The sequence below is a fragment of the Roseibium salinum genome (assembly GCF_026240905.1).
GTDB lineage: Bacteria > Pseudomonadota > Alphaproteobacteria > Rhizobiales > Stappiaceae > Roseibium > Roseibium salinum.
On sequence record NZ_JAPEVI010000003.1, the window covers coordinates 1,401,011 to 1,427,532 of the forward strand.

Here is a 26,522-nt window from a genome sequence, read left to right on the forward strand (position 1 = left end):
TTGCTGCCCACCGGCAAAGATGGGCACCCTTCGAGGTCAGGAGGCGAAAATGGCCCGCTTTCCGTATTACGCGAAGAATGTGAGTGCCCTTGGCAGACTGCTTGCAACGGCAAGTTTGAACCCCGAACTGGCTGAGCAATTGCGCAACGATCCCAAGTCGGTTCTCAGGTCGGCAGGTCTTCCGCCACAGGCAACGGAACTGCTCAGATTCAAGGTTGTCGAGCAAATGCCGGGCGCGAAATGCATTGCACTTCCATTTCGCTTGAACGAACGCAAGCTTCAGTCTTCGAACCGAGAATACCTGACCGCACTGTCGAACCTAGTAACGGACGGACGGCTAAATTGACCCACTGCCTTCGAACAAGAAGCTCTGCACCAGAGCGGCTCCCTTATCAAAGTTAGCGCGGACTCTCGCATCCTGGAAAAAATTGACCCGTCGTCTCCAGTTTTCGGGATCTTTCGCTGACTGGGGCAAATTCTTGAGCAGGGACGCGCGATGGTCACCAAAGCGGTGCAGGGTCTGCACTGCTTCTTCCCGTCGTCCGGAACAAATAAGTGCTGCAATCCGTGTTGTCAGTCCGCCGATGCTTACTCCTGCGCCTCGTTCGATCTCACGAATTGCGCTGTCGTAGTCATCTGCCGCAAAGTGAATGTTTGCAAGATACTCAAAGAAAACCCTTGGAACGAATGAGAATAGTGAGAATGCACGCTCGGCAGTGGCCCGTGCTTCGCCAACATCCCCGGAAATCGCAAGCCCCTCCGCAACCGACATCAAATTCGCCGGATCTGCAGAACTCAAGCGTCCGGCATTCTGAAAGGCTCTTCGGGCTTCTCCGGGCATGTTGGAGAGGATAAGCGCCCAGCCGTAAACCCGTTGGTTGACCGCTTGCCAAGGATCGAGAACGATGGCTCGTTCCGCCATATCCAACAGACCGCTCAGGCCATCAGACGTTGTTCTGTCATGGAGCGGAAAATGCAGTTCCTGCTTCATGATGATGGATGCCCTGCCGGCATATGTCATCGAGAAGTTGCGATTGGTCCGCTCCAGATCATCGAGAAGCCGCATCGCCTTCTCGTCCGATTGCGGCGTGAAGTCCCACAACAATGCTTCCGCCTGACACCAGCGCGCAAATGCGGAGGTATTGGCAGGATTCCGGAGCCGCCCCGTCGCATGAACATGGATACGACTTACGATCTGACTGGCAACGGATGTAATGCCATTCCAAAGACTTAGATCGACAATCTCGTTGAAGACGATTTGACCACTGGTCCGGTCTTCGAACTGAATGACGATCTTTCCCGAGCGCTCGTCATGCCTGAACCGGAGCAAATAGCTGCCCAGTTCATGGCCTTCGACCAGCGTCGGTTTTGGAACATCCCCCTCGGTGAAGTACTCGGCCTGGAACAGATCGAACGAACGAAACGAGGAAAGTCCGGATACGACTTCTTCACGCAGATGCAGCGCATCGTTCAGGCCCTGCTTCTGGATCGATGACGAAATAATCGAAATCTCGGGCAGACGGACGACATTTTCGCTGTTGGAAAGGAATGATGGAATCGGCCCGACTTCGCCCGCCAGCCGGTAAGTCGGCGGCCGCCAGGCATCGCCTTCCTTTTCCTCCAGGAGTTCGCGTGTTTCGGGCTCCGGTTCGACATCAAAATGCAACCGCAATTCGCGCTCGCAGTCTTTGAACTGCTGCTCGGCCCGGTCATGTTGCCCCAGTTTTTTGTAGAGACGGATTAGAACGCGGTGCGCCGACTCCAGGGCGGGATCGACCCTCAACAGGAACCGTCCACCGGCCTCGACCTGCATTCCGCCGTCGTTGATTCTGATATCGTTAAGATGCTGGAACGCTGCGGATGTCACTTCGGAGCGTACACGTTCACGCTCGACCATCAGCCAATCGGAAAACTCCGGATCGATATCCTCAAAGCCGGCCAGAAAATCGCCGCGCCAAAGATCTTCGGCTTCGCGAAAGTCCACGGCCCGGCCCTTTTTCAATCGCGCGAAGAGCTCGATCAGATCGGACGAGAAGACCGCGCCGTTGAGCTGAACATGACCGGAAGAAGATAGGACGATGTCGATTCCCGCTTCCTGCTCGGCCGTTTTCAGCTGGCGCAGAGCCTGACGCAGGGACTGCATCGCCTTGTGCCGGTCCGCACCGCTCCATAGCAGATCGGCCAGCGTCTCTCTCGGCGCAGCCATACCCCCCATTCGGCTCAAATAACCCAGTATGGCCAAAGCTTTACGAGTCTTGACCGCAACAGGCTCCTGACTTTTGCTGAGCAGCAAAGGTCGCCCTAGGCAAGCGAAGCAGGAAGCGTTTGCCATCAATTCCCCGTATTTGGATTACACAATCCCGGCAGCGTGGTGTCGCAACCGCGAATATCACGATGCCGAAAACACAACAGCACTTTATCACGCTCCTTTCACGCTGCAACTGCATGCTTTTTGCGGATGGTCACGGCAGCGGTGCTGCAAACGGCAAACTTAATACTGGTGGGTAAGTAGTATGTCTAAGACAGTTGGCAAACCGGAATTCTCAGAAGCTCAACAACAGGATGCGGTTGAAGCGATCAAACGGATGATCCGCTACACCAAGAAGGAAGCGGACAAAGACGGACGGACGTTCTGCTCCTACTTCCTTGATATGGCGCTGCAGTCCCTGGAAGACGGGTCTGAAGACCTGGACATGATTCTCAAGACCAAAGTCACGCCGATCATGGTCGGCCAGCACAATGCAAACAAATCCGAGTCCGCTTGAACGGTCCGAGAATCGCAGTAGCAAACACCGGCTTCTTCCCCGCGAGGAGGCCGGTATTTTCTTGTTCAACGCGTTTAGGCGCAGTTGACGGGAAATCGACCCAAGCGCGCGCGGCCTTCGAAAAGCTGGCGCGGTGCTTGCCGCCGATCGCAGGGCGACAACGGGACAGATGGTTGCGATCTCTGGCTGGACCTCGGAGAGCATGGCAAGCCTGTACACTAGGAAGGCAAAGCGGAAGAAAATAGGCCTCGAGCACGGCGCTCTTTTGGACCGGAAAGGGAACTCCCACAGCTAGCGCTCCAACGCTCCCGCATCTTCCCTTAAGCGATTGTTTTACAACAACAATACGAAGAAAATGGCGACCCCGGCAGGATTCGAACCTGCGACCATTCGCTTAGAAGGCGAGTGCTCTATCCGGCTGAGCTACGGGGCCCGGTGTGGGCGTCGGGGCAGCTCTTCTGCCCGCAGCCCCATTAATGCGCCAAAAGTTTTGCCTGTGTCGATCCGCTTTTGCCGGTTTCAACAGCCAATCCCTTCGGGCACCGGGAAAGACTTGGATCAGCCTCTGGCCAATCCTAGTGGGTCCAGGGAGCGACCCGGTTGAACTTGAAATTGTCCGCATAAGCCGCACCGCGGACTTGCCGTTCGTGCACCTTCTCGACGCGATACGGAATGCCGTGTCGCTTGGCATAGGCGACGGCGTCTTCCTGGCTGTCGAAATAGAGCCTGATCTGCTGCTTCATGTCGGTAGACGACGTGTACCCCATCAGCGGCTCGACGGATTTCGCGACTTCCGGCTCGTAATCCAGCACCCAGCGATGCATCTTCGCCTTGCCTGACTGCATGGCGGTTTTTGCCGGACGGTAAATGCGCGCGACCATGTGCAGTGTCCCTAAATAGGTTCCGGAGATTGACGACTTCTCCTAGGAGCTTTTTCCCGCCTTTTCCAAGGAAGTCAACACCGTTTTGACGATGCCACGCCTAATCAAGGGCCTGCGGACAATTACGGGATCCCGGCAATCCTGCGTTAACGATACTTCGGAACTTGTGAATATGACGATCTTGTGACATGGCGTCCCAATGCAACCTATGCTACAAGTCCCCTAGGGTCACTTCGCCAAATACACGGCAAGCGTGCCCGCTGTCCGCGCAAAGGTCACGGCTCTGAAAACAATTCGCACAATCTGCGATCGGGTTGAATTATTTTGACTTGTGATTTTCGTGCATTTTAACCGAAACAGGCATCCGCATTTGCCGGATACGCTGTGACTGGAACAGGTAGCCGCTGCATTTGCCGCGTGAAAGACACGGCAAGTTGCCAGAACCACAATAACAGGGCACGCTGATGCAATATGGATTTACGAGAGGTCTTGGTGCCTATGTTCCGGAGCACGTGCAACCAAGCGCGACAGTACCGGTCAACCTCAAAGCGGCCATAGACAAGGCTAATCTCACCGAGATGTGGGACATGATTCTGGCTTTGGATTATGCCGCGTCCACTCCTGAGGAACTGTCGCCTGAAAAACGCGATGAATTCCTGAATGTCATGTCGCTGCTCCTGAAAGCATTCGACCGGTAAGTTTAACTCTGGGCTTCGAAAGACCGTGCTGACACGTCCCGACACAGTTTTCACAGAACTCGGAACCAAGACCATCGAACATGGCTTGGCGGATCCGCTGCTGTCTGAATTCTATGAAGCCGTCATGTCCGCAAGGCCGGAGGAAGTGCAGCAAAAGCTGAAACCCTTCCTGCCGCATCTGAGCCTGTGCTCGGACAAGATGTCCAGCGACGCGCCCCCGCCGATCTTCTATGTCGGAGGCAAGTGCGGTCAGAGGGAACTCTTCGGAGAAGACTGGGCGACCCCTACCGGCACCGGTCCCGCGCTTCGGACTCCCGACCCGCAGCTTGAACTGGCCTCGGCCGAAGGATACCGCCATGCGCTCAGCGGTACGCCGTATTACGGCTATGCAAGGACATTGGTCGATGTAAACGGCGGGAAGTTCGAAGTGGCCTTTGAGCGCCTGATCATCGCCATGCGCCCGTCCCTAAAATCGGACTACAGGTTCTGCGCCTATCTCGGCATCATTCAGGATCTTCACCGGAAGTTCTGAGAATGGTTTTCGCCAGGCCGAAAAGATCGGCGCGGGTGGAATAGACCAGCCAGTCGTCGTGCCGTATGTGGCCCGGTGCAATTTCCCAATGTGTTCCTCTGGGAACGAAGCGGCGGTAGCCGACCCGGATTCCAAAGCCCTTTTCGGCGCTCTTTGCCGCCATCAGGCCGTACAGATAGTCCGGCGACCATTTCAGAAGCGACAGCAGGAAGCCGAGTTGGGTCAAAGGCTCCGCGAGCCCCTGCCCGCGAACGTCTTTACGCAGCCACAGATTGCCGTGGTAAACAATCCTGCCGCGCATGAAATAAGCGTCGTGCGCATGCGTGGTTCCAATTCGCGCCTGAGGGTTCGGGTCCACGAACATGCGCCGCTGCTGCTGCTGCCAGTGTTCTGCAAGGCTGCGATCCTGGAGCTCTTCGACTTTGGCGGCCTGGACCGAGACGACATTGTCGTGGCTGTTATAGGCCCCCACCCAGAACGCGGTTTTTCCGTGCAGGTCGAAAAAACGCGGGGAGAAGTCCTCCATCAGGTATCTGTCTTCAGTGGCCCTGATCGTTTTCTCGAACAGATCGAAATCCGCGCTTTCCTTCAAGGTGAGCCCGAGCTTGGAAATCCTGGACTGTAATACGGCGATCGCAGCCGAAACATCCAGAGTGGCCTGGTCATTTGGATCCGGAAACATATGCCCCTGCCCAATGCGCGGCGGGTATAAGCGCAGCGCCTCCCCCGAAGATCAAAAAATTTTCGGACAAACAGAGTGTTATGGCTCGAGAGGTTGCACAAGGGCACGCGTGCAGCTTCCCCATAGTTATCCCGGCATTTGCACCCGGTGAGGAGAGAGCGACTTCCATGTCGCATCTGCCCGAAACCATGCAACACGACATCCGGATGCGCTTCGAGGCGCCGTGAGGAAAATGATTGGAAAGAAAATGGTCGGGGCAGCAAGATTCGAACTTGCGACCCTCTGGTCCCAAACCAGATGCGCTACCAGGCTGCGCTATGCCCCGAACTGCTGGTTTCAGGGGATTTATAGACACCGAACGCCTGCGTCAAGAGCGAACGAACCGGGAGCAGCGGGCATTTGTGAACAGTTCGGGACAAACGAGTCTCGAAATTGTCCCGAAGAGTGATCTTGGTCCGTCGAGCCGCCGGACCATTCGAATGGGGCCATACCGGCCCTGCCCTATCAATTGGGGTCGGCGACATGCCATGACCGCCGGATGATCTTGCGTCTACTCGCTCATGGATGGGCTGGAGACCTGGTCGCCCCTCTCGATACCAATCTTTTCCGCGGTTCCTGCGTTCAGCTCCAGCACAAACCGGGCCGGTGCCCCCGACGGGATGACTGCTTCGGAAAAGGGCGTCGTGTCGGCGGCAATGCTGACAATCCGGCCAGCGGCGTCGATATAGATGATGTCGAGAGGCAGGGGCGTGTTTTTCATCCAGAAGCTTCGGTTGCTTTCCCCCTCGAAGATAAAAAGCATGCCGTGATCGGCGGCCATTTCCTCCCGGAACATGAGCCCGCGCGCGCGTTGCTCGCTGGTTGCGGCGATTTCCGCGACGAAACGATGTTCCTGCTCTGCGGACCGGATCACCAGGTCTTCCGTGGGAAGGCCTGTCTGCGGCGTCTGCGCCGTTGCGGAAAACGAGGGAAATAGAACGACAAGACAAAGCGTGAAACCAAAGATGGCGTCAAGAAAGAAGCGTGAAATCATTGTGACAACCCTTGTTCGTCCGCATGCCCTTACCCAGCATTGATCCGGCAGATTTCAGGCTTTTGCAAGACCGGGCAGCCTGGTCCCGGAATTAACGATCCCTCAGGCCGGCGGAATTGCGAACAACAAAACGGCCGGATCATGTCCGGCCGACCTGGCTGTGCCAACGATTTGTCGCCGTCAATGGGATGCGGGGATATGCGTCCCGGCGCCGATCGGCCTGATTTCCGCAGCCATTCGGCCTTTCGGCCCCTCGCCGAAACGCACGAGAACGTCCTGGCCGGGCCGCAATTCGGTAATGCCGAAGCGGCGGAGGGTCTCCATATGTATGAAGATGTCTTCCGTTCCCTCGCCCTGTGTCAGAAAGCCGAAGCCCTTCACGCGGTTGAACCACTTTACGGTCGCCTTCTCAAACCCGCTTTCCGGAACAACCTGAACGTGGGTTCTCGACGGAGGCAGTTGCGAGGGATGCGCTGCCGTTGTCTCGTCCATGGAAAGAATGCGGAACGCCTGCAGGCCGCGCGGCCGGTCCAGGACCTCGCAGACGACCCGGGCCCCCTCATAGGCGGTCTGATAGCCGTCGCGTCTGAGACACGTCACATGAAGCAGGATGTCGCCATCGCCGCGATCCGGCACAATGAAGCCGTAACCCTTACCGACATCGAACCATTTAATCGTTCCGGCAATCTCGAACACATCCAGAGCAACATCTTCTGCCAGTGTGTCGAGTGCGCGGGGTTCCCGTGCGGTTTTAACCCCCATAGCCATTTGTCCCGTCTCTGGTCCGCAATATTCGACTGGAGGCGCTACTACGACTCACCATTCAGTCGATTCCTAATAAAAGGATAACATTGCGTATTATTGCGAGAAGGGAAATTGTGGAACTAACCACAGGCCATTTGCAATATTTCCGCCTATTCCAGGCCAAAATTCGCGAACGTCTCGGCCAAAGGGGTGCGGATGATGGTTGAAGCCAGCGAATCGAGCGGCGTTTCCTGACCGTTGAGAATCACCAGTTCAGCACCGCAGTCGACCGCAATGGCGGGCAGTTGTGCTGCCGGCTGCACGACAAGCGAGGAGCCCAGCACAAGGAACAGGTCACAGTCCTGCGCCGCTTCGGCGGCTCTCTGGAGTTCGCTGACCGGCATCTGCTGCCCGAAACTGATCACCGCGGCCTTCAAATAGCCGCCACACCGGACGCAGAGCGGGCTCCTGCCCTCCTGCACATGGGGCTTTTGCTCTTCGAGCCCGGCCCTCTCCCCGCAAGACAGGCAGGTTGCATATGTGGAATTGCCATGGATTTCGATCAGACGGTCTTCGTCAATTCCCGCTGCCTGGTGCAAGCCATCGACATTCTGCGTGATGAGCATCCTTAGCAGGCCGGCCCGCGCCAGCTTGCTGAGAGCAATATGAGCCGCGTTCGGCTCCGCCCGCTCAAAGAAGTCCAGCATCTCAAACCGGCGCTCCCAGTCCTCCATGCGGCTTTCCTCATGGGCGACGAATTCCTGGTATTGAACAGGCTGGCGTTTGGACCATATCCCGCCGGGAGACCGGAAATCCGGGATGCCGGAGTCAGTCGAGATACCGGCGCCGGTCAGAGCGACGATCCGCCGGTTGGAGCCGTCCAGGAATTGTGCCACAAATCGCTGAGCTTCGGGCAGGCTGGTGATGAGTGTCATGGATGGGTCCGATGATCTTTTTCAAGAACCCCTCGATCGAGGAACAGGATAAGCTATGCGTTATTTGCACACGATGGTTCGCGTAACCAGTATTGAAGACTCCCTCGACTTCTATTGCAACAAGATGGGCATGACCGAAGTCCGCCGGAACGAAAGCGAAAAGGGTCGCTTCACGCTGGTCTTCCTGGCCGCCTCAGAAGATCTTGCGTCTGCGGAGGCCGCCTCGGCCCCGCTTCTTGAGCTGACCTACAACTGGGATCCGGAAGAGTATTCCGGCGGACGCAACTTCGGCCACCTCGCCTACGAGGTCGACAATATCTATGAGTACTGCGAAAACCTGCAGAACAGCGGCGTGACAATCAACCGGCCCCCGCGCGACGGCCGCATGGCCTTCATTCGTTCGCCGGACAATATCTCAATCGAGATCCTGCAGAAGGGCGAAGCTCTTGAAATCAGAGAGCCTTGGGCGTCCATGAAAAATGTCGGCGAGTGGTAACTCGGGCAGTTTTCAACAAGCGCAGGTCCGGTAATCCGGGCCTGCAAAAAATTGTTTCAAAGGCTCTTGCGGGCAAGACCATTCCCGCCTATAAGCCTCCCCACGACGCAACCGCGTCGACCGCGCGCCCATCGTCTAGCGGTCTAGGACGCCGCCCTTTCACGGCGGAAACACGGGTTCGAGTCCCGTTGGGCGTGCCAATTTCTCCCCCCTTCAGACCACACACGTTGACCAGAATATCCGGTCTCAGGCGCTGCCGGGAGAAATGTAGCGGCCTTGGACCTGCTGTGCCGCCTCATCTTTGCGAAACAACGTTCTGCCGGGAAATTCCCGCTGATAGAACTGGGTAATGCTCGCCGCTGACGGACCCGCATAGTCGACCCGACCGTCGGGAAAGAACACGTCCAGATCATCGTCTTCGTGCCTGGAGGCATAGGTTTCCTGAGAGCCGTGCAGAACCATGGTCACGCCGATCCTGCTGTTGACGAAATTCTGGACGTCGAAAAATTTCGGCGAGCGCGCGTGGGTCTGACCCAGCCTCTCCTCCTTGACCCGGACAATCTGCCCCGGCGCCTCCATATCGACGATACCGTACAGATCGAAATCGCCGTGAATGCACTTTCCGGCCGTTATCAGCGAACTGGACGTGAACTTCACGCAGCCAAAATACGGATCCTCCGGATTGCGTTCGACAAAATACAGTCCGCCGCCCGGGACGTAGGTGAATTGCTTTTGATTTTCATGGGAAGACATTTCCGGACGCAATTGACCGGAGAATGCGCGCCACGCCTCCAACGCCTTGACATATTTGCCATCCGTGTAGGCTCTTTCACCGACGATCCCCGGATCGACCACCAGCCCGGCGATGCAGCCACGCTTGCTCTCCGGCACTCGGCACCCTTTCGGCGCGACGTCGAAATCCGCTGTCTTGGCCTTGCAGTCCAGACGCTTCGGGCTGGCATAGCTTTGGCCGATGTGCTGAAGGGAGGCGGTATTGGTCCGCCTGACGAGAATTGCCACGTTGTAGAGCCGCGCCGCGGACTTGAAGACGCCGACATGCCTGGGAAGCATGTGCTTGAGAATATCCGAATTTCCGGCCATGTCGGCCTCCTCTGAAACCAGGTCCGGTCCGACCTGCCAACGGATAGCAGCATAGCAAAACGTGCCTTCATGCGACCGTGACGCTCGTCACTGAGTTCAGCTTCTCAAGTGTGGTTGCCCCTGAGCAGCGGAAAGGTTTCCCGCGTCTTGCCCATGAAGACCAAATCGAGCACCGACGCGGCACGGCTTGTTAAACCAACCTGTATAAAATGACACGGAAGCTAGGCGTTAGTAATGGTGTTCATCGGAAGAATTAGCTATTATATCGCCTTGTTTTGAGTGATGGCAATTGAACCGGCCCGTGGTCGGGCCGCATTTATCTGTCGTGGGGGCAGTTTTTTATAAGTCGAGTTCCTGTGACACGCATTACAGAACCAAATTGCTGCTCGAGGTAATCCTGGTCTCAAGAGGACACAGACCTCGAGTGAAGATCGGTCAAACCGACAGGAAATATTGATCGACGAGAGGACAGGACATGTTCAAACGAATAATCGCCGTGTTGGCAATTCTGATTGCAGGAACTGCCCCGGCACTGGCAAAGCGCGTTGCCCTGATTATCGGCAATGGCGCCTACGAGCATACGGTAACCCTTCCCAACCCCGCCAATGACGCACAGAAGATGGCGGGAAAACTGCGCGCACTCGGTTTCGAGGTTGTGGCGGGCCAGGACCAGACATACAGCGAAATGCGTCGTACCGTTATGGAGTTCGCCAAGAAAGCCTATGGTGCCGAGGTTGCGCTCCTGTTTTATGCCGGGCACGGCATGCAGATCGCTGGCCAAAACCTTCTTATTCCGGTCGACGCCAAGATCGAAGACGAAACATCTCTCGATTTTGAAACCATCTCCGTCGACTTCATCTTGCGCCAGATGTCGAAAGACGTGAAGGTGCAGATGGTGTTCCTGGATGCGTGCCGCGACAATCCGCTGGCCCGAACTCTGGCGCGCCGCATGGGCCCGAGTCGTTCGGCCAACATCGGGTCAGGACTCGCTGAAATCAGGACCGAGGAAACCGGCGGCGAAGGTTCCGTCATCGCGTTCGCCACCAGCCCCGGCGACGTGGCCCTGGACGGCGACGGCGACAATTCACCATTCACCTCCGCGCTCATCCGGCATATCGATACGCCGAATGTCTCGATCCAGACCGTGATGACCCGGGTGACCGGCGACGTCTATGAAGAGACCGAAAAGCGCCAGCGTCCCTGGGTGAACGCTTCGCTGATCGGTGAAGTGTTCCTGAACAAGCAGGCCACGGCTGAAGGCACCGAAGTTGCCTCGCTTGGAAATGCCGCGACCACCGCACCGGCCTCGGCAGTCAACCAGGCGGCGGTCAATGCGAATACCCAGTCCGCCATTGCCTGGGAACAGGAAAAGCTGGTCTGGGAGACCGTCAAGTCGAATGACACGGTTGCGGACTATAAGTCCTACCTGGAAGGCTATCCGAGTGGCACTTTCGCAGGTTTTGCCCGCAACGCAATCAAACGGCTGGAAACCAAATCCCAGGTTGCCTCGGTAGATCCCTCCGCAGCGGCCGGAACCGGCGCCCAGGCTGAAGCCGCGAAACTCCCCGATCCGCAGGTAGGGGTTGCCGGGACGGACGCGACCGAATCCACTCTCGGCTGGAGCCGGAATGACCGGCGTGAGGTCCAGACCCGCCTGAATCTTTCAGGTCACGATGTTGGCCGTCCCGATGGTGCCTTCGGTCCGAAAACCCGGTCCGGCGTCTCCTCATGGCAGGCCGCAAACGGCATGCCCGAGACCGGCTATTTCACGGCAGCCCAGTACGCGTTGCTGACCACCCAGACCGCCACGCAGTACACCGCGTACATGGCTGAGATCCGGCGCAAGCAGCAGCAGGCAGCCGCGTCACGCAGTGCGACCCCTACGCGTCAGACGACTGCTCCTCAGCGCCAACCGGCGCCCGCCACCAACACCAACAATGGCGGTACCTTCAACCCGGCCGGTGCCGCGTTCATCGGCGGCGTCGTTGGTGGCATCCTCGGTGGCGCAATCGGCCGCTGAACCGCGAAGCAAACAGTGCCCGGAACTTGCCGGGCACTGACGATCCAACAGTCCTGTCAGCATCATCAGCCCGGCACCTTGCCGGGCTTTTTTTCAACCGCACGTTTGATTCCCGCTGCCTGCATTCGGAGCCGCTAATCCAGTTTCAGGCTCACCCTCTTGATCTCAGACAACCTTGCCTCGTCCAGTATCCGCACCACCTGCTGGAAGCTGGTCCCGCGAGCTGGAACAAGGACGGCATCTTCGGCACCGCGACCAGCCAACCTGTCCAACTCGCCGGCCAGGTTATCGAGGGGCACATCAATCCCGTTTACGGAAATCCGCGTTCCACCGTTTGCCTGGTCCGTGCGCACGAGAATAAGGACCGCGGGGGCGCCCGCCGGAGACTGCGTAGCCGCCTCCCCCTCTCTCTCCGGACCGAGCGAGACGTCCAGCGGTCGCCAGACGCCAAAGGTCGATGACAGCAGGAAAAACATGACCAGGATGAAGATCACGTCGATCAGCGGCGTTAGCGGAATCCGCCGCCGATTTCCCGTTGGACTGTGGATCGAGATCATGGGATGGACATTTGTTTCGATAATACGGTCGATGCCGATTGAACTGTAGTTTTTGTGCAATCGCAATCGCTAATGGGAAATTGACCACGCGCCGGCATTTCCGTAGCGTGTCAATGAAGAACGCCATTTGGATTCTGCTTCACGATGCGGATTGCCCAGTTCCACACGAAGACCTTCGATCTCCGGATCAGTTGGCTGAAGGTCTTTTCGGGGATCGCCGCCATCGGCATCGCTCTGGTCATTCCCCGCGCTGCAGAGGCTGGTCTTCGTGTCTGCAACGGATCTGTCGACCTGGTGAACGTGGCGATCGGCTACGAAACCGATGAGGGCTTGCGGACCGAAGGATGGTGGACGATCACCTCCAATGCCTGCAGTCAGATAATCCAGGAGCCGCTTTCGAGCGCCCGTTACTATCTTCACGTCGCCGATGGATTCAGCGAAAGCCGGCTAGCCGGCGACATTACCCTTTGCATTCGCGAAGAAAAATTCGTTTTGTATGATGGCGATCAGTGCTGGCAGCGGGGACTGATCGAAGCGGATTTCTTTCAGATCGAAACCGAAGGAGCGCCGGATTGGACCGTGCTCCTGTCCTATGATTGATACCGGTTCCGGATGACGGACGAACGGCCATCGCCGGAACCACGGCCAAAGCGTTACCTGGGGGATGCTAATGCGCTTGATGTTTCGAACTTTCATGCTTGGACTGATTTCCCTGTCATTCGCCGCACCCGGTGCGGCCCAGGAGGTGACCGGCAAGATCGGACTTGAGCTCAATCACGTTCAAGCGACGCAGGACGGCGGCTGCCGTCTTTCAATCATCGCCACCAACGGTCTCGAGCGGCCGATTAACGAACTCGGCCTGGAAATCGTCGCCTTCAACACGGAGGGGCTGGTCGATCAGTTTCTCCGCCTCGATTTTTCGCGCATTTCAGCCGGCAAGACCAAGGTTCTGCAATTCGACCTTGCCGGAAAGGCGTGCGACAGCATTTCCCGCCTTCACATAAACGATGTCCTCAATTGCGTGCCGCCGAGCATTACCGATGTTTACTGTCCGGACCTCCTGGAACTGAAGAACCGCACACCGATCGAGTTCGGTGACTGAGGCATTGCATCAATTTAGGGAATTTCGGCCGCATGGTTGAGACATCTTCCTCTTTGCTTCAGTTGGGAGGACCAGTCGTCCTTGTCCTGCTGGGCATTTCAATCGCCGCGCTAGCGGTGATCCTCGCCAAGGCGTTCCAGTTTTCAAGTGCCCGTGTGGGACGCCACGGCCATGTCCGGCGTGCGGTTGCCCAGTGGCGCAAGGGGGAGAGAAGCAAGGCGTCGCAGAACCTTCTGAAAGACCGCTCCCTGTCCGGAGCGCTCGTGCGCGGCGCCATGGACGCCATCCAGTTGCTGGATCAGCAGCCGATGTCCTCCCAGGAACGGGACATCAGGGAGGAACGGCTGAGAGAGGAGATTTCGGCGCGGGCCGCCGACCGCCTGTTCGCCCTGGCAAGTTGGCTGAAGGCTCTGGATCTGGTCACACAGATTGCGCCGCTGCTCGGCCTGTTCGGCACGGTCCTCGGCATGATCGAGACTTTCCAGACGCTGCAGGAGTCGGGCTCCTCGGCCAATCCGGCTTCGCTTGCCGGCGGCATCTGGGTTGCGCTGCTGACGACGGCCTGCGGCCTTGCCGTCGCCATGCCCGTCTCCGTCGCCGTGACGTGGTTCGAAACGCGGCTGGAAAAGGAACGGGCCACGCTCGAAGTGCTTCTGACGGGCGTCTTCACGGCCGGCGCCGGGGCTCCGCAACTGGCGGAACATGCCGCAACCGCAAGAGCCCCTAACGCGACACTTTGAAAGCAGCGAGCGAGTAGACGCCCGGCTCGGCAAGGACGCTGGCGATCCGCTCGGCCGGGAGCGTATCGAACCGTGCCGGCTGCCTGGCCTTCGGCCGGTTCCAGATTGCAAGCACAAGGGCGGTCTCGCTCTCTGCATTCGACATGAGCGTGACCGGCACCGAAAAGCGCCAGCTTCCCGCAGTCATGGCATTCGACTCGGGCAGGATATAGTCCCGGCCGTCGTGGATCCGTCCGCCGTCATCGATCAGATAGAGTTCCGGCGGCCCCTTTCCGTTCAACTCGACACCGGCAGCTTCCGCGGCCGCGATGCGGCCCAGGGGCAAGTCTCGTTGAACAAGACCGGAAACATTTGCTCCGCTGCGCACAACCGTCCTGTCGAGTTCCACCAGATCGGCGGCTTCAATTCCTTCGGACAGACCCAGTGCATCCAGCAGGGCGCATTGCTGCTGGGTCACAAGACGCAGTTCGACGTTGGCTTCATAGCCGTGATCTGCCGCGAACCTCTGGTCAAACATGGCGATTGGAGTAATGCCCATCCCGTAGGCGGTCACAGCGGCACTTTCCGAGCCCGCCGAGGTTACCGTCAGATGCGCGCACGCGCCGACATCATAATTGGCCACATAGGACGTGACCTTTGCGAGAGGGTCGATGCTGGCGAGCTCCACCGGCGGAACGCTTGCCGCCGGTACGGATGCCTGGGGCGCGGCGGGAATTTGAGAGGCATCCGGCCGCGCGGGTGCGATGGCGGCCGGTTCATCATCGGCCGGCCGGAGCGCCGCGACCTGCGATTCCAGGGGCTTGACGGCCTGAACCGTTCCGGCCCCGATCTGCGGCCTGACAACGGAAACGGCCCCACCCTGCTGCACGCTGCTGGCGGCGACCTTTTGAGGCGCTTTTGCCACTGGATTTGCCGGCGTTGGAGCGGGCTTCGCTGACGTGACCGCGTTGCCGGTTACGTTCACGGTCGTTGCAGACGAGGCATCAATCCTGGCTGCCTGAACAGACGATGCCGTGACCTGCTGTGCCCCGGAACCTGTCACCTTGTTCGCAGCCGGCGACTGGACAACCGGCACAGACACCGACGGTACGTCAGTCCCCTGAACGCGGACACCTGTGCCAGTAGACGGCCGTGCCACAGGGCTGACAACGGCAACCTCCACCGCATCCGGCGCAGTGATACGGCTGATCGGGCTGCTGCTCTGTGCCGGGAGAACCGGGGCAGCAACCGGGGAAGCGGCAGGCGTCGACACCTGGTTCTCCACCGGCGACGGTTCAACGGCGGCAATCGTCTGATTGTCCGGAGTTGCCTCGACCTTCAGCGGCGCGGCGCTTTCGGCGGCTTCCTGCGTTTGGACGATGGCGGCGTCTGCCGTTTCTTCAATAACAGTGGCCTGTGAGATCTCAAGCGACGCTGCGTCCGGTTTCACCGCCTGCACGGCGTCACTTTGGGCCGGACGGACCGGAACGGCGGTCGTCTGGGGCCTGACAGGGAGAGGTGTTTCCACCGGGGCAACTGTCGGCACCGCTTCGGGAACCGCCTTTTGTGTCGGAACGGTTTCAATGGCGGCAACGGGCTCGAAGGTGAAGCCGCCACTTTCGATGATAAGTTCTGTCTCGGGCGGCGGCGGCTCTTTCTCCGTGAGCCAGGACATATCTGGAAGACCGTAAATCAGCACCGAAACGTGGATGGCAACAGACGCGCCGAGGACGACCGGCCACATGTAGGCGGGAATTCCCACTTGCTCATTTCGGTTATAGACCGCTGCAGTCACGGCTGATCCGCCTCGATCGTCACAAGGGTCAGATGCCGGATGCCGCTTGCCCTGAGCCTGTCAGCGAGGCTGGCGACAGCTTCCATCCTGGTGCGCTTGTCGACCTGGATCGACAGTCGGTCCGTGACCCCGGCCAGTTCCTCCAGATAGGCCTCGACCAGCGCGGCATCCAGCCGCCTGCCCTCGAGCCACACCTCACCGGATTGCGCCAGAACCAGACTGCCCTGGATGTTGCCGCTGCCCGTATCGGCAGTGGTTTCCGCCCAGGAAAAGTCTTCTGGCAATGCCGGTTTCAAGGTTCCGGCCACAAGCAGAAACATGAGCAGCAGAAACACCACGTTGATCAGCGCCAGCGAGCTGTCCGCCGCCCGGTGTTTCACCACCTGAGGCACATGGATCGGTTTCGTATAACGCTTCATGCCTGTTTCGCGATCGCATTCCCGCTGTTGCTTACGGCACCACTTTGACTGTCGTGGCGGTCGCCCGCAAGACCGGTACATCCCGCATTAGGTTTTCAAAGAACGGCTCCGCCTGCTTTTCCTGCCGCTTTGCCAGGGTCGAGGTGATATCCTTGCCGACCATGGCAATGACCAGACCGGTTTCTTCGACGGCGGTCTTGAGATTCAGCGGGATGACGAAACCTGCGCCGCCATCGTCCGTCTGGAGATACGGAGACAGGTTGGTGACCTCTCCCTTGCTGCCGACGAAAAGGAGCCCCAGTCCGCCGGTCGAGGGGTCATATCCGGAGATGCGACCGGCCATGCTTTCGCCGTTCGGGACGACCGTCCGCTGCATATCCAGGTGCAACTTGGTTTTCGCGCTGCCTTGAGGCGTCGCCCGCAAAAAGGCGATTGCCGGGCATTGTTCATCACTGACGAGGTTGACCTGGATCTTCGCTTCGAACCCCTGCGATTGGGTGAAATCGCTGTCAAAGGAGATGAAGGGCGGCGTTCTTGAGGCAAAGCCTTCGATTTCCGCTATGCGACTGGCGATCCTGACCGGCTGCAGATACATGCAGTCCCCTGCCTGGTAGCTGCTGACGAAATTCCGGATCCGATCTTCCGGCGCGACTTCTTCCGGCGGCTCTTCCCGTGCGGGTATGACCTCCGGCGGACCATCCTCGATTACCGGATCATCCGCGACAGGCGGCTGTCCGCCATTGCTTTCGTCCACCGGCTGCGTGGGGATTTCGGGAACGGTATTGGCCCCGGTTCCCGTCTCCGGTTTTGTGTCATCCGGTTGCAGATTGGTCGGCTTGATCGGTACGTCGGGCGCATTGTCCCGTGGAGGCGCCACCAGCACGGGCCGCTGCACGACCTCCGGCACATTCTGGCCGACCAGGAAATACACGCCGCCCGCTCCTGCACCTGCGAATCCCAACAAGGACAGCGCGACCAGGATCCGGCGGCCCCATCTTGCCGGTTGTTGAGGTTCGTCCAGTGCGGATTGCTCCGGCGATGGTCCTGACGGCCTGATGATGGTCTTGTCCGGCATCTGGCGCATCATCGGCGCCCCGAGGGTCCATTCCGCAATCTCCGCCATGGTGGCAGGCCTGTTCGCGGGATCGGGTTGCAGCATGGCTTCAAGCAAGGGCCGGAACCGGATGTCCATGCCTTCCAGAGAGGGGACGTGGCGGCGTTTGTCGACGATCTGCGCCTGGGTGCCGCCCATGTCGATCTGCTTACCGGTCAACGCCTCGGCGATCACCAGGCCGAGCGAATAGATATCGCTGCGGGCAGTGACCTTTCCGTCGAAAATGCCGACCTGTTCCGGAGAGACGTAGTTGATCTTGCCGGCAAAACCGTCGCCGATGATCGTCGGCCCGCCGGTATTGGCCCTGGCAATTCCGAAGTCGATGATCTTCGCCTGACCGACATCATCGTTTTGCAGGATTATGTTGTCCGGTGAAAGATCGCGGTGAATGACCTCCCGGTCGTGGACAGCCTGGAGCGCGGAGGCCACCCGCTGAAGAAGCCGGTAGACGGCTTCCGGCTCCAGCGGACCGGCTTCAAGCCGTTGGCTGAGAGACGGCCCACTGACGAATTCCATCGCGAGATAGTAGATGCCGAGCGTCGGCTCCTTGGCAAAAACGAAGTAGTGCGTCAGCGCATCATGCTTCAGCTTGCGCAGGATCTTGGCTTCGCGTTTGAACAGGTCGAGGATCATTGGATCTCTGGCAAAGCTTGCCAGGAGCACCTTGATGGCGACCGGGTCGCCACTTTCCACGTCCCGTGCCCGGTAAACCGTGCCAATGCCGCCGTCGGCAATGTGCTCTTCAATCTCGTAAAGATTGTTCAGTCTCGTTCCCGCCGGCAGCAGATTGTCACCAGGCTTCATCTGCTCGCTTCTCCTTCACCTGCGGAGACGCGGTCGATGTCCACGAGGACCACGGTCACGTTGTCCGTTCCCCCGCCATCCAAAGCTCCGTTCAAAAGGCTTTGCGCGGTGGCATTCTGAGCTCCGTTCATCAGGAACGTTCCTATCACCGTGTCGTCGAGATGTCCGGTCAAACCGTCCGAACACAGCAGAAATCTGTCGCCCGGCCTGAGATTGCCGGAGACCATTTCCAGTTCCAGTTCAAGTCCGGAGCCAATGGCACGCGTGATCACGTGGCGCCGTGCGAAGGACCTGGCCTCTTCCGCCGTCAGAACATTCTGGTCGATCAGTTCCTGGGCTTCCGTGTGATCCGTCGTCAATTGCTCCAGATGTCCGTTGCGGAGCCGGTAGACCCGGCTGTCGCCGGCCCACACGCAAGCAAAGTTCGTTCCGTAGGTCAGCAGGGCCGCGATCGTCGTTCCCATCGCGCCGCCACCGGCTTTCTCGGCAGCGTTTTCAATCCGGTCCTTGGCCACGATTACGCGGCTCTCGAATTGTTCCAGAAGATCTTCCGCGCTGCGCGGCTGGGTGATGGTTGTCAGTGACTGTTTGACCAGTCCGGAGGCTATCGCCCCGCCATTCATGCCGCCGGCGCCGTCCATGACGGCAAACACACCCTTGCCCTCATCGACATAATAGGCGTCCTGGTTTTCCTCCCGCACCCGTCCGACATGGGTGACCCCGACCGCATGTCCCCGAAAGGCTTCCTGTGCTCTTCCGATCATGTCCGATTATCCTCCGGATGATACAGCCCACGAGATTTCCCACCCTCTTCCTTCTCCTCGCCGGCCGAACCATAAGCATCCGGCAGTAAGAGCCAGCGAAAAGCGTTTGCGTCCGGCAGGCCGGAGCATCTGAACGCGTAGTGCCCCTCCCCGGCCCGGCACCAGAAATCGGAGCGGACTTCACCTTCCGTCTCCGCCATCGCCGCAAGGTCCCCGTCCGTCTCGAGTTCCATTCGGCCCGATGCAGGAACGGGAAGATCGAGGCGGGCCACTGCCGTCTGGAACGCTTCAAGCGCGGCCCCGTCCTCCAGCACATTCAACAGTACCGTTTCAACCTCATCATACCAAGCATCCGCGGGCGCCGCGGCCACCCCGTCGGCATCGAAGGGTGCGACGATCGTCAGGGGAAACTCGCGCCCCACGCCGTCGATGCTCGGCATGAGCGCCCCGGCAACCGCGCCGGTCAGCAATCCGCCGGTCTCACAAGGCGACAGCCGGAACCGCCAGACCGGCATGGTCATGTAGGCATCCTTCCAGGTGTCCTTCAGGTCCAGCCTGGACTGTGCGAGTCCCTTGAGAAGAAACGCCTCCCACAGTCTCAGGAACCCGGCCGGGCATGCCCGGGTTACAAAGTCCGCCCGGGCCGGCAACTTGCCGAAATAGCCGGGGCGTCCGGAAGAGATTGCCATCGCCTAAAAGCTCGTCGGGCAGCTGAAGTCGCCCACGGCAGACAGGAAAAACGGATTCGGTTTCGTTCGGAGCGTAATTGTGAACGCAACCTGACGACCGCCGAGGGTTTCCCGGACAACGAATTTGTTGGGATCGGAACTGACCCGGTTGGACTGGATAAACCTGTAGAACGCCCAGTCCCCATGGATCTCCTGACGGGACCTGTATCCCGGCACTTCAGGCTGGATCACCAGAACCACACGTGGTGTCGCCGTGTTGCTCGGCCAGTCGAAACTGGCAGGCAACGGTTCGATCTCCGCGTTGAAGCCGGGCCCGCGTGTTACCAGAACGAGGTTGCCGTTGACCTCGAGACTGGCGGCATCCGCCTGTTGCGACAGCGCACGGGGCACGACCTGGAGGCCGATTGACGGGAAGGCATTACCCGTGGGGAAAAAGGCCTGTCTGATCAGATCGGCTCTTTCGAACTGACGCAGGGTGGCATTCGACAGACGGTCGGACTGCGCGACCCCGGCTTCCAGCTCCAGGGCTTCGTGGACGTATCGACGAGAGCCTTGAGATTTTCGTCAAAAAACCGCTGCATGATTCCGCTGGGTGAAAACAGCTTGGCGAATTCCGTCATCGGCACTTCCGAACGGCCGTTCGCGAACGGGTAGTTGCGCGCGACGATCCGCTGGCATTCACCGACCACCTGCGATTTCAGCTTCTCGTTGAGCTGCGTGATCGACGTTTCCTTGTACTCCTCGTCAAACTCCTTCGCCGCCTGCAGGATCAGATCGTCGAACGGATTGGGAAACCGTGTCGCGTTGCTCCGGAGGAGCGATGCCTGGATCTGAACATTGGAATTTGCCGTTTCGCTCTGCAGCGGGTTGTTGGCAACCACCAGCAAGTTGTCGAGAATGTTCTTGAAATTGACCAGAAGCGCGTCGATCTTGCGATTGTTTTCCCCCTCAACAAGCACGTGATAGGGCCGGAAATGGTCCTCGATGGCCTTGCCGGGAACGACCTGCGGGCCACCGCTGTCAGCGCTTCCGAGCGCTCCCGAAAGACCGTCCGGCGCCAGCGCCTTGAGACCTGCCTCCAGACCGATACGTTTCAGGCCGCCCGACGAGATCCAGCACATAGCGCTGGAAGACCTTCTGGGCCGCATCCGAGCCCGCATCCTGTGCGTTGCCCGAGGACACTGAATCGGACAGCTGGTCGCTGGTCAGATCCTGCGTCAGGAGCGTTTCGCGGCGAATGCTTTCCAGAAGCTGGACGACCGGCGAAGTCGGTGCGGAGACCGCCTGCAATGTCGTGTAAAGCGGCTTGTCGTCGCGCATGGACCGGAACTTGAGGTTTGAGAGCGCCTCCTCCCAGGCCTCGATGAAATCGCGGGTGTAAAGTTCAAGGATTTCCGAGGGCAGCGACTGGTACTGATCCGTGATCGCGTCGGCTTCGGCAATCTCGCCAAAGACCCATTTGTCACGCTCAAGCTCCTCCCGGATGCCGGCAAGATTGGGTAGAACGGACAGGTGGAAGCCCGAATACGTGAAGAACTTGTCGACGGTCACGGTGTCGAGCGTGTCGCCGTTCACTGTCTCGAAGACAGTCTCCATATCCGGACCGCCCCGCTGTTCCGCGATCCAGTTTTCACTCGCGAGACCTTTCGACCGGGATTTCAGAAGGGCGTATCCCCGTTCGGCGACACTGACCCTGGCGAGCTCCCGCTGGACCTCGGCAACCAGAACGCCGTCGAGCTGACTGGTCAGCACGTTGCCGCCGAAGTCGAGATCGAGCATCGCCTCGATGTGATTGTTCAGCTCGTTGCGCAGAATTTCGCCCTGTGGGCCGGGGAAGCTCTGCAGGAAGTCCGCCCTGAAGGAATTCTTGATCTGATCCTTGTCGATCTCCGGCGCGTCACCCGCAACCATGCGGTAGAGCTTGGCAAGATTGTACAGCGTATCGATATCCTGGCCACCCGGTCCCGTCCGGTTGTCAAGCACGTCTGTCATCTGCTCCTCGATCCTGAGAAGCAGGCGCGGTCGAAGCAGGCGCTCCAGTCCGCTGCGATAGGACGTGACACCCGCGGCTTCCAGGCGTTCGCGCTGGCTGAGACCGAATTGCTCGGTCAGCGGAGTCGGGTTGTTGCGGCTGTCATATCCGGCCGGCAAGCCCCTCAGCAGCGACAGGATGTAAGCTGCATCGCGCAGGCTGTCATCGCGTACGATCCGCTGATCCAGGACACCCTCGCCCTCGGCGCTGACAGCCGCGACGGCTTTGGCCGTTTCGTCGATCAGGGCCCTGTTGTTGAGATAGCTGATCGTCCACAAACTGCCGAGGCCAATGGCAACGAGCGCAATGGCGGCATAGGCTCCCATGCGCGCGGCCGTGGCCATCCTGACGACCTGTCGGTTGTGCGTGACCCAACCGGCTTCCCCTATGATCACCTTGTTCAAAAGGTCCCTGAGGAAATAGCTCTTGCCCTGGCCTGACAGCGCGGCCGCCTGATAGGCGGTGCCGAAGGCCTGGCTCATGGAGCCGATCACCCGGTCGATGGCGGTTCCGGTCTGCGTGCCGGAGGTGAAATAGAAGCCGCGCAGGACGGCGTTGGGATAATAGCGGCTCGGCTCGAAGACCGCGTTCAGAAAGCCGGTGATCCGGCTCCTGAGGGCCGCGACCTGGGTCGGAAAGCCGTAGAGCATCAACCGGGCACGCGGGTCCGGTTCTTCCTGCAGCCGGTCCGCCATCTCCTCGTTGAGACGCTCAACGAGGAGGTCGAACTCGGCGGGCGCCTCGGCGACCATGTTCTTGGTCTTCTCGCGGGTCTGGAACGTCGCGCCCCAGACAAGATTGCGCCGGCTTTCCGGATAGGAGCCGAAGAATTCCATGAACCCGGCGACGGTGTCCGCCTTGGTGAAGATGACATAGACCGGGAAATCGATCTTCAGGGTTTTGTAGAGTTCGATCAGGCGGGCCCTGATCGCGTCGGTGTGCAGTTTCAGGTCCGCGTCCGACAGCGTCATCAGGTCTTCCAGGCTGATCGACACCATCACCCCGTTGACCGGCTGGCGCGGCCGGGCCTTGCGCAGGATCTTCAGGAAACCCAGCCAGGCTTCCCGGTCCTGTTCGGCATCTGAATCATGCGTCGTGTAGCGTCCGGCCGTATCGATCAGGACGGCATTTTCCGCAAACCACCAGTCGCAGTAGCGCGTACCGCCGAGGCCTTCAATCTTCTGCGCTTCGCCCTTGCCGCGGGAATTGGCGAATTTCAGGCCCGAGTGCATCAGAGCCGTGGTCTTGCCCGCACCCGGCGGGCCGATCATCAGATACCAGGGAAGATCGTAAAGATAGGTGCGCGTGTTGCCGCTGGCGGACTTCAGTGTCTTGAGCGCGTCTTTCATGCGCTCCGACATGATCTGAAGATCCTCATCGCTGGCCTTCGGCTGCATGATTTCCCGCTCGAGCGCACGGTTTGCAGCGACGCGCTTGTATATGCGGTAGACCTGCCAGCCACCGATGGTCAGGAGGAAAAACAACGCCAGGAGCAATCGCACCCAGAGCGGCTCGAACGGACGCACGCCGGCAATCGCCAGGAAGGGGCCGCCAAACCAGATCAGAGCGATCAGGGCAAGAATGCCTATCGCGATTGCCGTTATTCCGAGCCAGAATTTCATAGATAAAGCCTTGTACTGCGGTTGCCCCGGAGTTGACCCTAGTTGTTAATCACCAGCCCTTCGGACGCCGGCTTCAGAAAGACTTCCACCCGGCGGTTCAGCGCCTTGCCTTCCCGGCTCGTGTTTGGCGCGATCGGCTCATCCGCTCCGCGCCCTTCCACCTCGACCCGGTCGGGTTCGCGCAGGATCGACTGCATGACACCGGCCACCGACTTCGCCCTTTCAACCGACAGGTGCCAGTTGGTCGGGAAGCGCGGGTTGTTGCGGATCGGGTCGCTGTCCGTGTGGCCGACCACGAGGATCTCGCCGCCCACCTCGTCAAGCGTCTGCGCAACCTGTTCCACCAGAAGCTGGAACTCCGGCCGCAGGGTTGCCGCGGCGACGTCGAACTGGGCGCGCATGCGCAACATGATCGCGGGACCAGCCTGCGAAATTTCCAGGCCTTCCAGCCCGGCCAGCTGTGCGGTGACCTGGTCGATGGGCGCGTTGTCCGGCTGTGGCGGTGCCGGGGGCGGTTTCGGCTGATACCCCTCGCGCGCCAATTCGACCGGTCCGGTCGGGTAAAGAGCCGCGGCACGGCTGGCAATCACCTCGCTGCCGCTTGAAAGCAGCAGCATCAGCGTGACGTAGCCGCCAAGCAGCAAGGCGCCCGCAACCGCGGCAACGGACCAGATGGGAACGGAAAAGCCCGTGCGCTTCTGAGACAGCTCCAGTCCGCGCCAATGCGGGGAAAGATCATCTCCCGGACGCGGGCGAACCCGCCTCAGGATCTCGTGCAGGTCCCGGCGCTCCCGCTCCAGCCCCTGCTGCCCGCCCTGGATGGCGCGGTACTTGCCGTAGAAGCCGAGCGACAGGCAGGCATGCATGACTTCGAGAACGCCATAGTTCCGGCCGGGGTCCTGCTTCGCCTTTTCCAGCAGCTGGAAAAACTCGACGCCGCCGGTTGCCTGTCCGAAGAACTGGGTCAGCATGGAATACTGCGTCCACTGATGCCGGCCGGCCGTGGGAAGGTTCTGGACGATATCGTCGGATGTGGCGCAAAGCGCATAGGCGGCCGAGCGGATCTGGTCGTCGGTAATGCCGGCGTTGCGCAGCTCCTTCTCGAAGGTCTTGATGGAATTGTAGACGTCCCGCATCAATGCATCGAACTGCTCGGCGGTCATCGTCAGGTGCAACCGGCCCAGAAGCAGCAGGAGCGGGGCGGCCGCGCGGGAAATCGGATTCCGGTTGGCCACGCGGATCTGGTTGATGTCCGGCGTCTGCGCCAGCTGTCCCGTCCCTCGAGGCGTAGACGCCTGGGGGCCCGGAGCCGCTTGCTGTGGCGGTGGCGCCGACTGGTAGGCAGGCGGCGGCCTTCGCAGGTCCGGCGCCTCCTGCTGGCCGTACTCATATCCCGCCGGCGTGGGAGCATAGGGGTCTTGGCCCGACCCGCTTCCGCTCTGCCACGGATCCGGCGCGCTGGCCGGGCGCGATGGCTGGGGCGCCTGTCCGGGCGCAGCATGGGGCGGCGCGGGAGGATAGGCAGGCTGTTGCGGCGCTCCGCCAGGCTGCGTTTCGCTCCAACGGCCGCCCGGATTTGGCCGGACGATCGTTTTGCCCTTGCGCTTGGAGACGCCAAAGGGATCGTCATTTTCGGCCATCAGCGGCCCTCCCGGATAGCATAGAATTCAAGCTGCAGATCCGGCCAGTTGCCGGAAAACTGCAGACCGATCGCCGAATCCTGGCTGAACTCGCGCCAGAGCGGCGTCGTCTTGTCGAGCCTGAAATAGACGCGATCCGTCAAGGCACGGATCTGTGCCGGCGGGACAGGCATGTGGATCAGAGGAATGCCCGGCAGGTTGGAATAGACGATCTGGCGCATCTGGCTGAACGGCCCGACCTTGAAGAGGCGCGGAAACTCCGTCTGGATCTCCGTCAGCGGCCTGCGGGCGGCAACTTCGATCACGAAGCTGGCCTGGGAGAACAGGTTGCGATCGACAATCGTCGATTTGAAAGCGTTCGGAGCAAGCTGCTCCAGCGGCAGCCGGATCGCCCGCCGGTCGTAGCCTGCGGACAGGAAAGCCTGGATGTCTGCCAACAAGGGTTTGAAGATGTCGTGCAGCTTGTCGTGGTCGTACACCGGATAGTTCCGCGCCCGGCGTTCATCGGTCGCGAAGGTCGCCAGTTCGCCGGCCAGCTGCAGAAATTCCGAATAGACCCGTTCGGGATGCACATAAGCGGATTTGCGCAGGTGCATCAGCAGCGGATGGGTGCGGTTGAGCAACTGCAAGGTCAGGTAATCGAAATTCTGCAGGCCGCCGCCGGCCGATGTGTCCGCCGCATAGCGCGCCAATTCACTGAGCTTGCGCTCCACCCAGCCGATGACGGAGTCGATCCAGCCGGTCACCACCGGGTGCACATGGCAGGCCAGAACCGGCGGTGCGAAAGTGCCGTCCGTGATGACGATCCGGTCCTTGATCTCCGTGATGCGGGCAACCGGCAGACATACATGCCCGGGATGCGGCGTCGAGCGGATCGAGTACATGAGGCGCGGATGGGCGACGTCGATTTCCTCCTCCTGCCGGATCGAAGAGGTCGAATCGATGATCGTCTCGCGGCCCTGAAGATAGCGCGTGGCCGCATCGTCGCGCCCGTTGGCCACCTCAACCGCATTGACGGTGGTCTCGGGAATGCCCAGCCAGACGATCTGGCCCGCAGCATCTTCCGGAACGTCGATCGCCGGAGGCGGCGTGCCGTCCGCGGGGAAGTTGAACACGGTGCCATCGGGAAAGATGCCGCGGCCGTGGCGCAGTGCGAAGCGGCATTGCTGACCGACATCCTTGTCGATCGCGAAATCGGCAAAGCCCCAGGGATAGGGAGAGGCAAGCCTTACCCTTTCATCCAGCAGGTGCTCCAGATAGCGGTCGCTTTGCTGGAGGTGATGCGGCCGCAAAAACAGGCCCTCGGTCCATGCAACCTTGCTATACCACGACATTAAGGCACTGCTCCCTTACTCGTAAGCGCTCGCGCGCCCGTCAA

27 protein-coding genes and 3 tRNA genes are annotated in these 26,522 nt (G+C 59.8%); 10 read left to right on the plus strand and 20 right to left on the minus strand.

All coding sequences use genetic code 11. From position 1 onward, the window contains the following. Positions 1-49 precede the first annotated feature (49 nt). Positions 50-346: a hypothetical protein gene (locus ON753_RS11020; RefSeq protein ID WP_265962560.1), complete on the plus strand. Its 297-nt coding sequence runs from the start codon at positions 50-52 to the stop codon at positions 344-346. On the opposite strand, the gene ON753_RS11025 is transcribed toward ON753_RS11020, so the two are convergent. After that, complete coding sequence (locus ON753_RS11025; protein WP_265962561.1) at positions 338-2,293, minus strand: BTAD domain-containing putative transcriptional regulator; 1,956 nt, start codon at positions 2,291-2,293, stop codon at positions 338-340. The genes ON753_RS11020 and ON753_RS11025 overlap by 9 nt on opposite strands. Before the next feature lie 220 nt (positions 2,294-2,513). Between ON753_RS11025 and ON753_RS11030 the strand changes: the two genes are divergently transcribed. Continuing rightward, positions 2,514-2,765, plus strand: coding sequence for a hypothetical protein (locus ON753_RS11030; protein ID WP_265962562.1), 252 nt, complete (start codon positions 2,514-2,516; stop codon positions 2,763-2,765). A 356-nt stretch (positions 2,766-3,121) separates the two neighbouring features. On the opposite strand, the gene ON753_RS11035 is transcribed toward ON753_RS11030, so the two are convergent. Both ON753_RS11035 and ON753_RS11040 read right to left on the minus strand, forming a co-directional pair. Beyond that, positions 3,122-3,198 (minus strand) — tRNA-Arg (locus tag ON753_RS11035). Between the two features lie 142 nt (positions 3,199-3,340). After that, positions 3,341-3,646 carry an ETC complex I subunit gene (locus ON753_RS11040; protein ID WP_265962563.1) on the minus strand — a complete coding sequence of 102 codons (306 nt, stop codon included), beginning with the start codon at positions 3,644-3,646 and terminating at the stop codon, positions 3,341-3,343. Positions 3,647-4,110: 464 nt separating this feature from the next. Between ON753_RS11040 and ON753_RS11045 the strand changes: the two genes are divergently transcribed. Further along, a complete protein-coding gene (locus ON753_RS11045) occupies positions 4,111-4,344 on the plus strand; it encodes a hypothetical protein (RefSeq protein ID WP_265962564.1) in 234 nt (77 codons plus the stop codon). A 25-nt stretch (positions 4,345-4,369) separates the two neighbouring features. Continuing rightward, positions 4,370-4,876, plus strand: coding sequence for a hypothetical protein (locus ON753_RS11050; protein ID WP_265962565.1), 507 nt, complete (start codon positions 4,370-4,372; stop codon positions 4,874-4,876). On the opposite strand, the gene ON753_RS11055 is transcribed toward ON753_RS11050, so the two are convergent. The 5 genes from ON753_RS11055 to ON753_RS11075 form a co-directional block, all read right to left on the minus strand. Then, positions 4,848-5,558, minus strand: a complete 711-nt coding sequence (locus ON753_RS11055) for a hypothetical protein (RefSeq protein ID WP_265962566.1) — start codon at positions 5,556-5,558, stop codon at positions 4,848-4,850. The genes ON753_RS11050 and ON753_RS11055 overlap by 29 nt on opposite strands. Before the next feature lie 248 nt (positions 5,559-5,806). Next, positions 5,807-5,883, minus strand: a tRNA-Pro gene (locus ON753_RS11060). Positions 5,884-6,108: 225 nt separating this feature from the next. Continuing rightward, positions 6,109-6,591, minus strand: a complete 483-nt coding sequence (locus ON753_RS11065; RefSeq protein ID WP_265962567.1) for a DUF192 domain-containing protein — start codon at positions 6,589-6,591, stop codon at positions 6,109-6,111. 180 nt (positions 6,592-6,771) lie between these two features. Beyond that, the gene (locus tag ON753_RS11070) at positions 6,772-7,353 is read right to left on the minus strand and encodes a cold-shock protein (RefSeq protein ID WP_265962568.1); all 582 of its coding nucleotides are present in this window, start codon (positions 7,351-7,353) and stop codon (positions 6,772-6,774) included. Between the two features lie 152 nt (positions 7,354-7,505). Beyond that, complete coding sequence (locus ON753_RS11075; protein ID WP_265962569.1) at positions 7,506-8,270, minus strand: SIR2 family NAD-dependent protein deacylase; 765 nt, start codon at positions 8,268-8,270, stop codon at positions 7,506-7,508. 55 nt (positions 8,271-8,325) lie between these two features. On the opposite strand from ON753_RS11075, the gene ON753_RS11080 reads away from it, so the two are divergent. Continuing rightward, a complete protein-coding gene (locus ON753_RS11080) occupies positions 8,326-8,766 on the plus strand; it encodes a VOC family protein (protein ID WP_265962570.1) in 441 nt (146 codons plus the stop codon). Positions 8,767-8,890: 124 nt separating this feature from the next. Continuing rightward, positions 8,891-8,966 (plus strand) — tRNA-Glu (locus tag ON753_RS11085). 46 nt (positions 8,967-9,012) lie between these two features. Here the strand turns inward: ON753_RS11085 and ON753_RS11090 are convergent. After that, the gene (locus ON753_RS11090; RefSeq protein WP_265962572.1) at positions 9,013-9,867 is read right to left on the minus strand and encodes a hypothetical protein; all 855 of its coding nucleotides are present in this window, start codon (positions 9,865-9,867) and stop codon (positions 9,013-9,015) included. A 475-nt stretch (positions 9,868-10,342) separates the two neighbouring features. Between ON753_RS11090 and ON753_RS11095 the strand changes: the two genes are divergently transcribed. Further along, positions 10,343-11,887: a caspase family protein gene (locus ON753_RS11095; protein WP_265962573.1), complete on the plus strand. Its 1,545-nt coding sequence runs from the start codon at positions 10,343-10,345 to the stop codon at positions 11,885-11,887. A gap of 134 nt (positions 11,888-12,021) precedes the next feature. On the opposite strand, the gene ON753_RS11100 is transcribed toward ON753_RS11095, so the two are convergent. Beyond that, entirely contained in the window at positions 12,022-12,504 is a 483-nt protein-coding gene (locus tag ON753_RS11100; RefSeq protein WP_265962574.1) for an ExbD/TolR family protein, read from the minus strand. An 84-nt stretch (positions 12,505-12,588) separates the two neighbouring features. On the opposite strand from ON753_RS11100, the gene ON753_RS11105 reads away from it, so the two are divergent. From ON753_RS11105 to ON753_RS11115, 3 genes are all read left to right on the plus strand, one after another. Beyond that, positions 12,589-13,044: a DUF1036 domain-containing protein gene (locus ON753_RS11105; protein WP_265962575.1), complete on the plus strand. Its 456-nt coding sequence runs from the start codon at positions 12,589-12,591 to the stop codon at positions 13,042-13,044. Positions 13,045-13,138: 94 nt separating this feature from the next. Further along, complete coding sequence (locus ON753_RS11110) at positions 13,139-13,546, plus strand: hypothetical protein (protein WP_265962576.1); 408 nt, start codon at positions 13,139-13,141, stop codon at positions 13,544-13,546. A 32-nt stretch (positions 13,547-13,578) separates the two neighbouring features. Continuing rightward, positions 13,579-14,286: a MotA/TolQ/ExbB proton channel family protein gene (locus ON753_RS11115; protein ID WP_265962577.1), complete on the plus strand. Its 708-nt coding sequence runs from the start codon at positions 13,579-13,581 to the stop codon at positions 14,284-14,286. Here the strand turns inward: ON753_RS11115 and ON753_RS11120 are convergent. From ON753_RS11120 to tssK, 10 genes are read right to left on the minus strand one after another with little or no spacing between them, the layout of a single operon-like run. Then, positions 14,270-16,009 (minus strand): hypothetical protein, encoded by a 1,740-nt coding sequence (locus ON753_RS11120; RefSeq protein ID WP_265962578.1) that lies wholly within the window; start codon positions 16,007-16,009, stop codon positions 14,270-14,272. The two genes, ON753_RS11115 and ON753_RS11120, sit on opposite strands and share 17 nt — an antisense overlap. 47 nt (positions 16,010-16,056) lie before the next feature. Further along, positions 16,057-16,479, minus strand: a complete 423-nt coding sequence (locus ON753_RS11125) for an ExbD/TolR family protein (RefSeq protein WP_265962580.1) — start codon at positions 16,477-16,479, stop codon at positions 16,057-16,059. 31 nt (positions 16,480-16,510) lie between these two features. Further along, positions 16,511-18,397, minus strand: a complete 1,887-nt coding sequence (locus ON753_RS11130; RefSeq protein ID WP_265962581.1) for a serine/threonine protein kinase — start codon at positions 18,395-18,397, stop codon at positions 16,511-16,513. Next, a complete protein-coding gene (locus ON753_RS11135) occupies positions 18,394-19,161 on the minus strand; it encodes a PP2C family protein-serine/threonine phosphatase (protein WP_265962582.1) in 768 nt (255 codons plus the stop codon). The genes ON753_RS11130 and ON753_RS11135 overlap by 4 nt, the downstream gene beginning before the upstream one ends. Beyond that, a complete protein-coding gene (gene tagF / locus ON753_RS11140) occupies positions 19,158-19,850 on the minus strand; it encodes a type VI secretion system-associated protein TagF (RefSeq protein WP_265962583.1) in 693 nt (230 codons plus the stop codon). The genes ON753_RS11135 and tagF overlap by 4 nt, the downstream gene beginning before the upstream one ends. A 3-nt stretch (positions 19,851-19,853) precedes the next feature. Beyond that, entirely contained in the window at positions 19,854-20,240 is a 387-nt protein-coding gene (locus tag ON753_RS11145; RefSeq protein ID WP_265962584.1) for a type VI secretion IcmF C-terminal domain-containing protein, read from the minus strand. Between the two features lie 56 nt (positions 20,241-20,296). Beyond that, entirely contained in the window at positions 20,297-20,971 is a 675-nt protein-coding gene (locus ON753_RS11150; protein WP_265962585.1) for a hypothetical protein, read from the minus strand. Next, positions 20,871-23,504 (minus strand): type VI secretion system membrane subunit TssM, encoded by a 2,634-nt coding sequence (tssM, locus tag ON753_RS11155; protein WP_265962586.1) that lies wholly within the window; start codon positions 23,502-23,504, stop codon positions 20,871-20,873. The genes ON753_RS11150 and tssM overlap by 101 nt, the downstream gene beginning before the upstream one ends. A 38-nt stretch (positions 23,505-23,542) precedes the next feature. Beyond that, positions 23,543-25,144 (minus strand): type IVB secretion system protein IcmH/DotU, encoded by a 1,602-nt coding sequence (gene icmH / locus ON753_RS11160; protein ID WP_265962587.1) that lies wholly within the window; start codon positions 25,142-25,144, stop codon positions 23,543-23,545. Continuing rightward, entirely contained in the window at positions 25,144-26,478 is a 1,335-nt protein-coding gene (gene tssK, locus ON753_RS11165) for a type VI secretion system baseplate subunit TssK (RefSeq protein WP_265962588.1), read from the minus strand. The genes icmH and tssK overlap by 1 nt, the downstream gene beginning before the upstream one ends. Positions 26,479-26,522 lie beyond the last annotated feature (44 nt).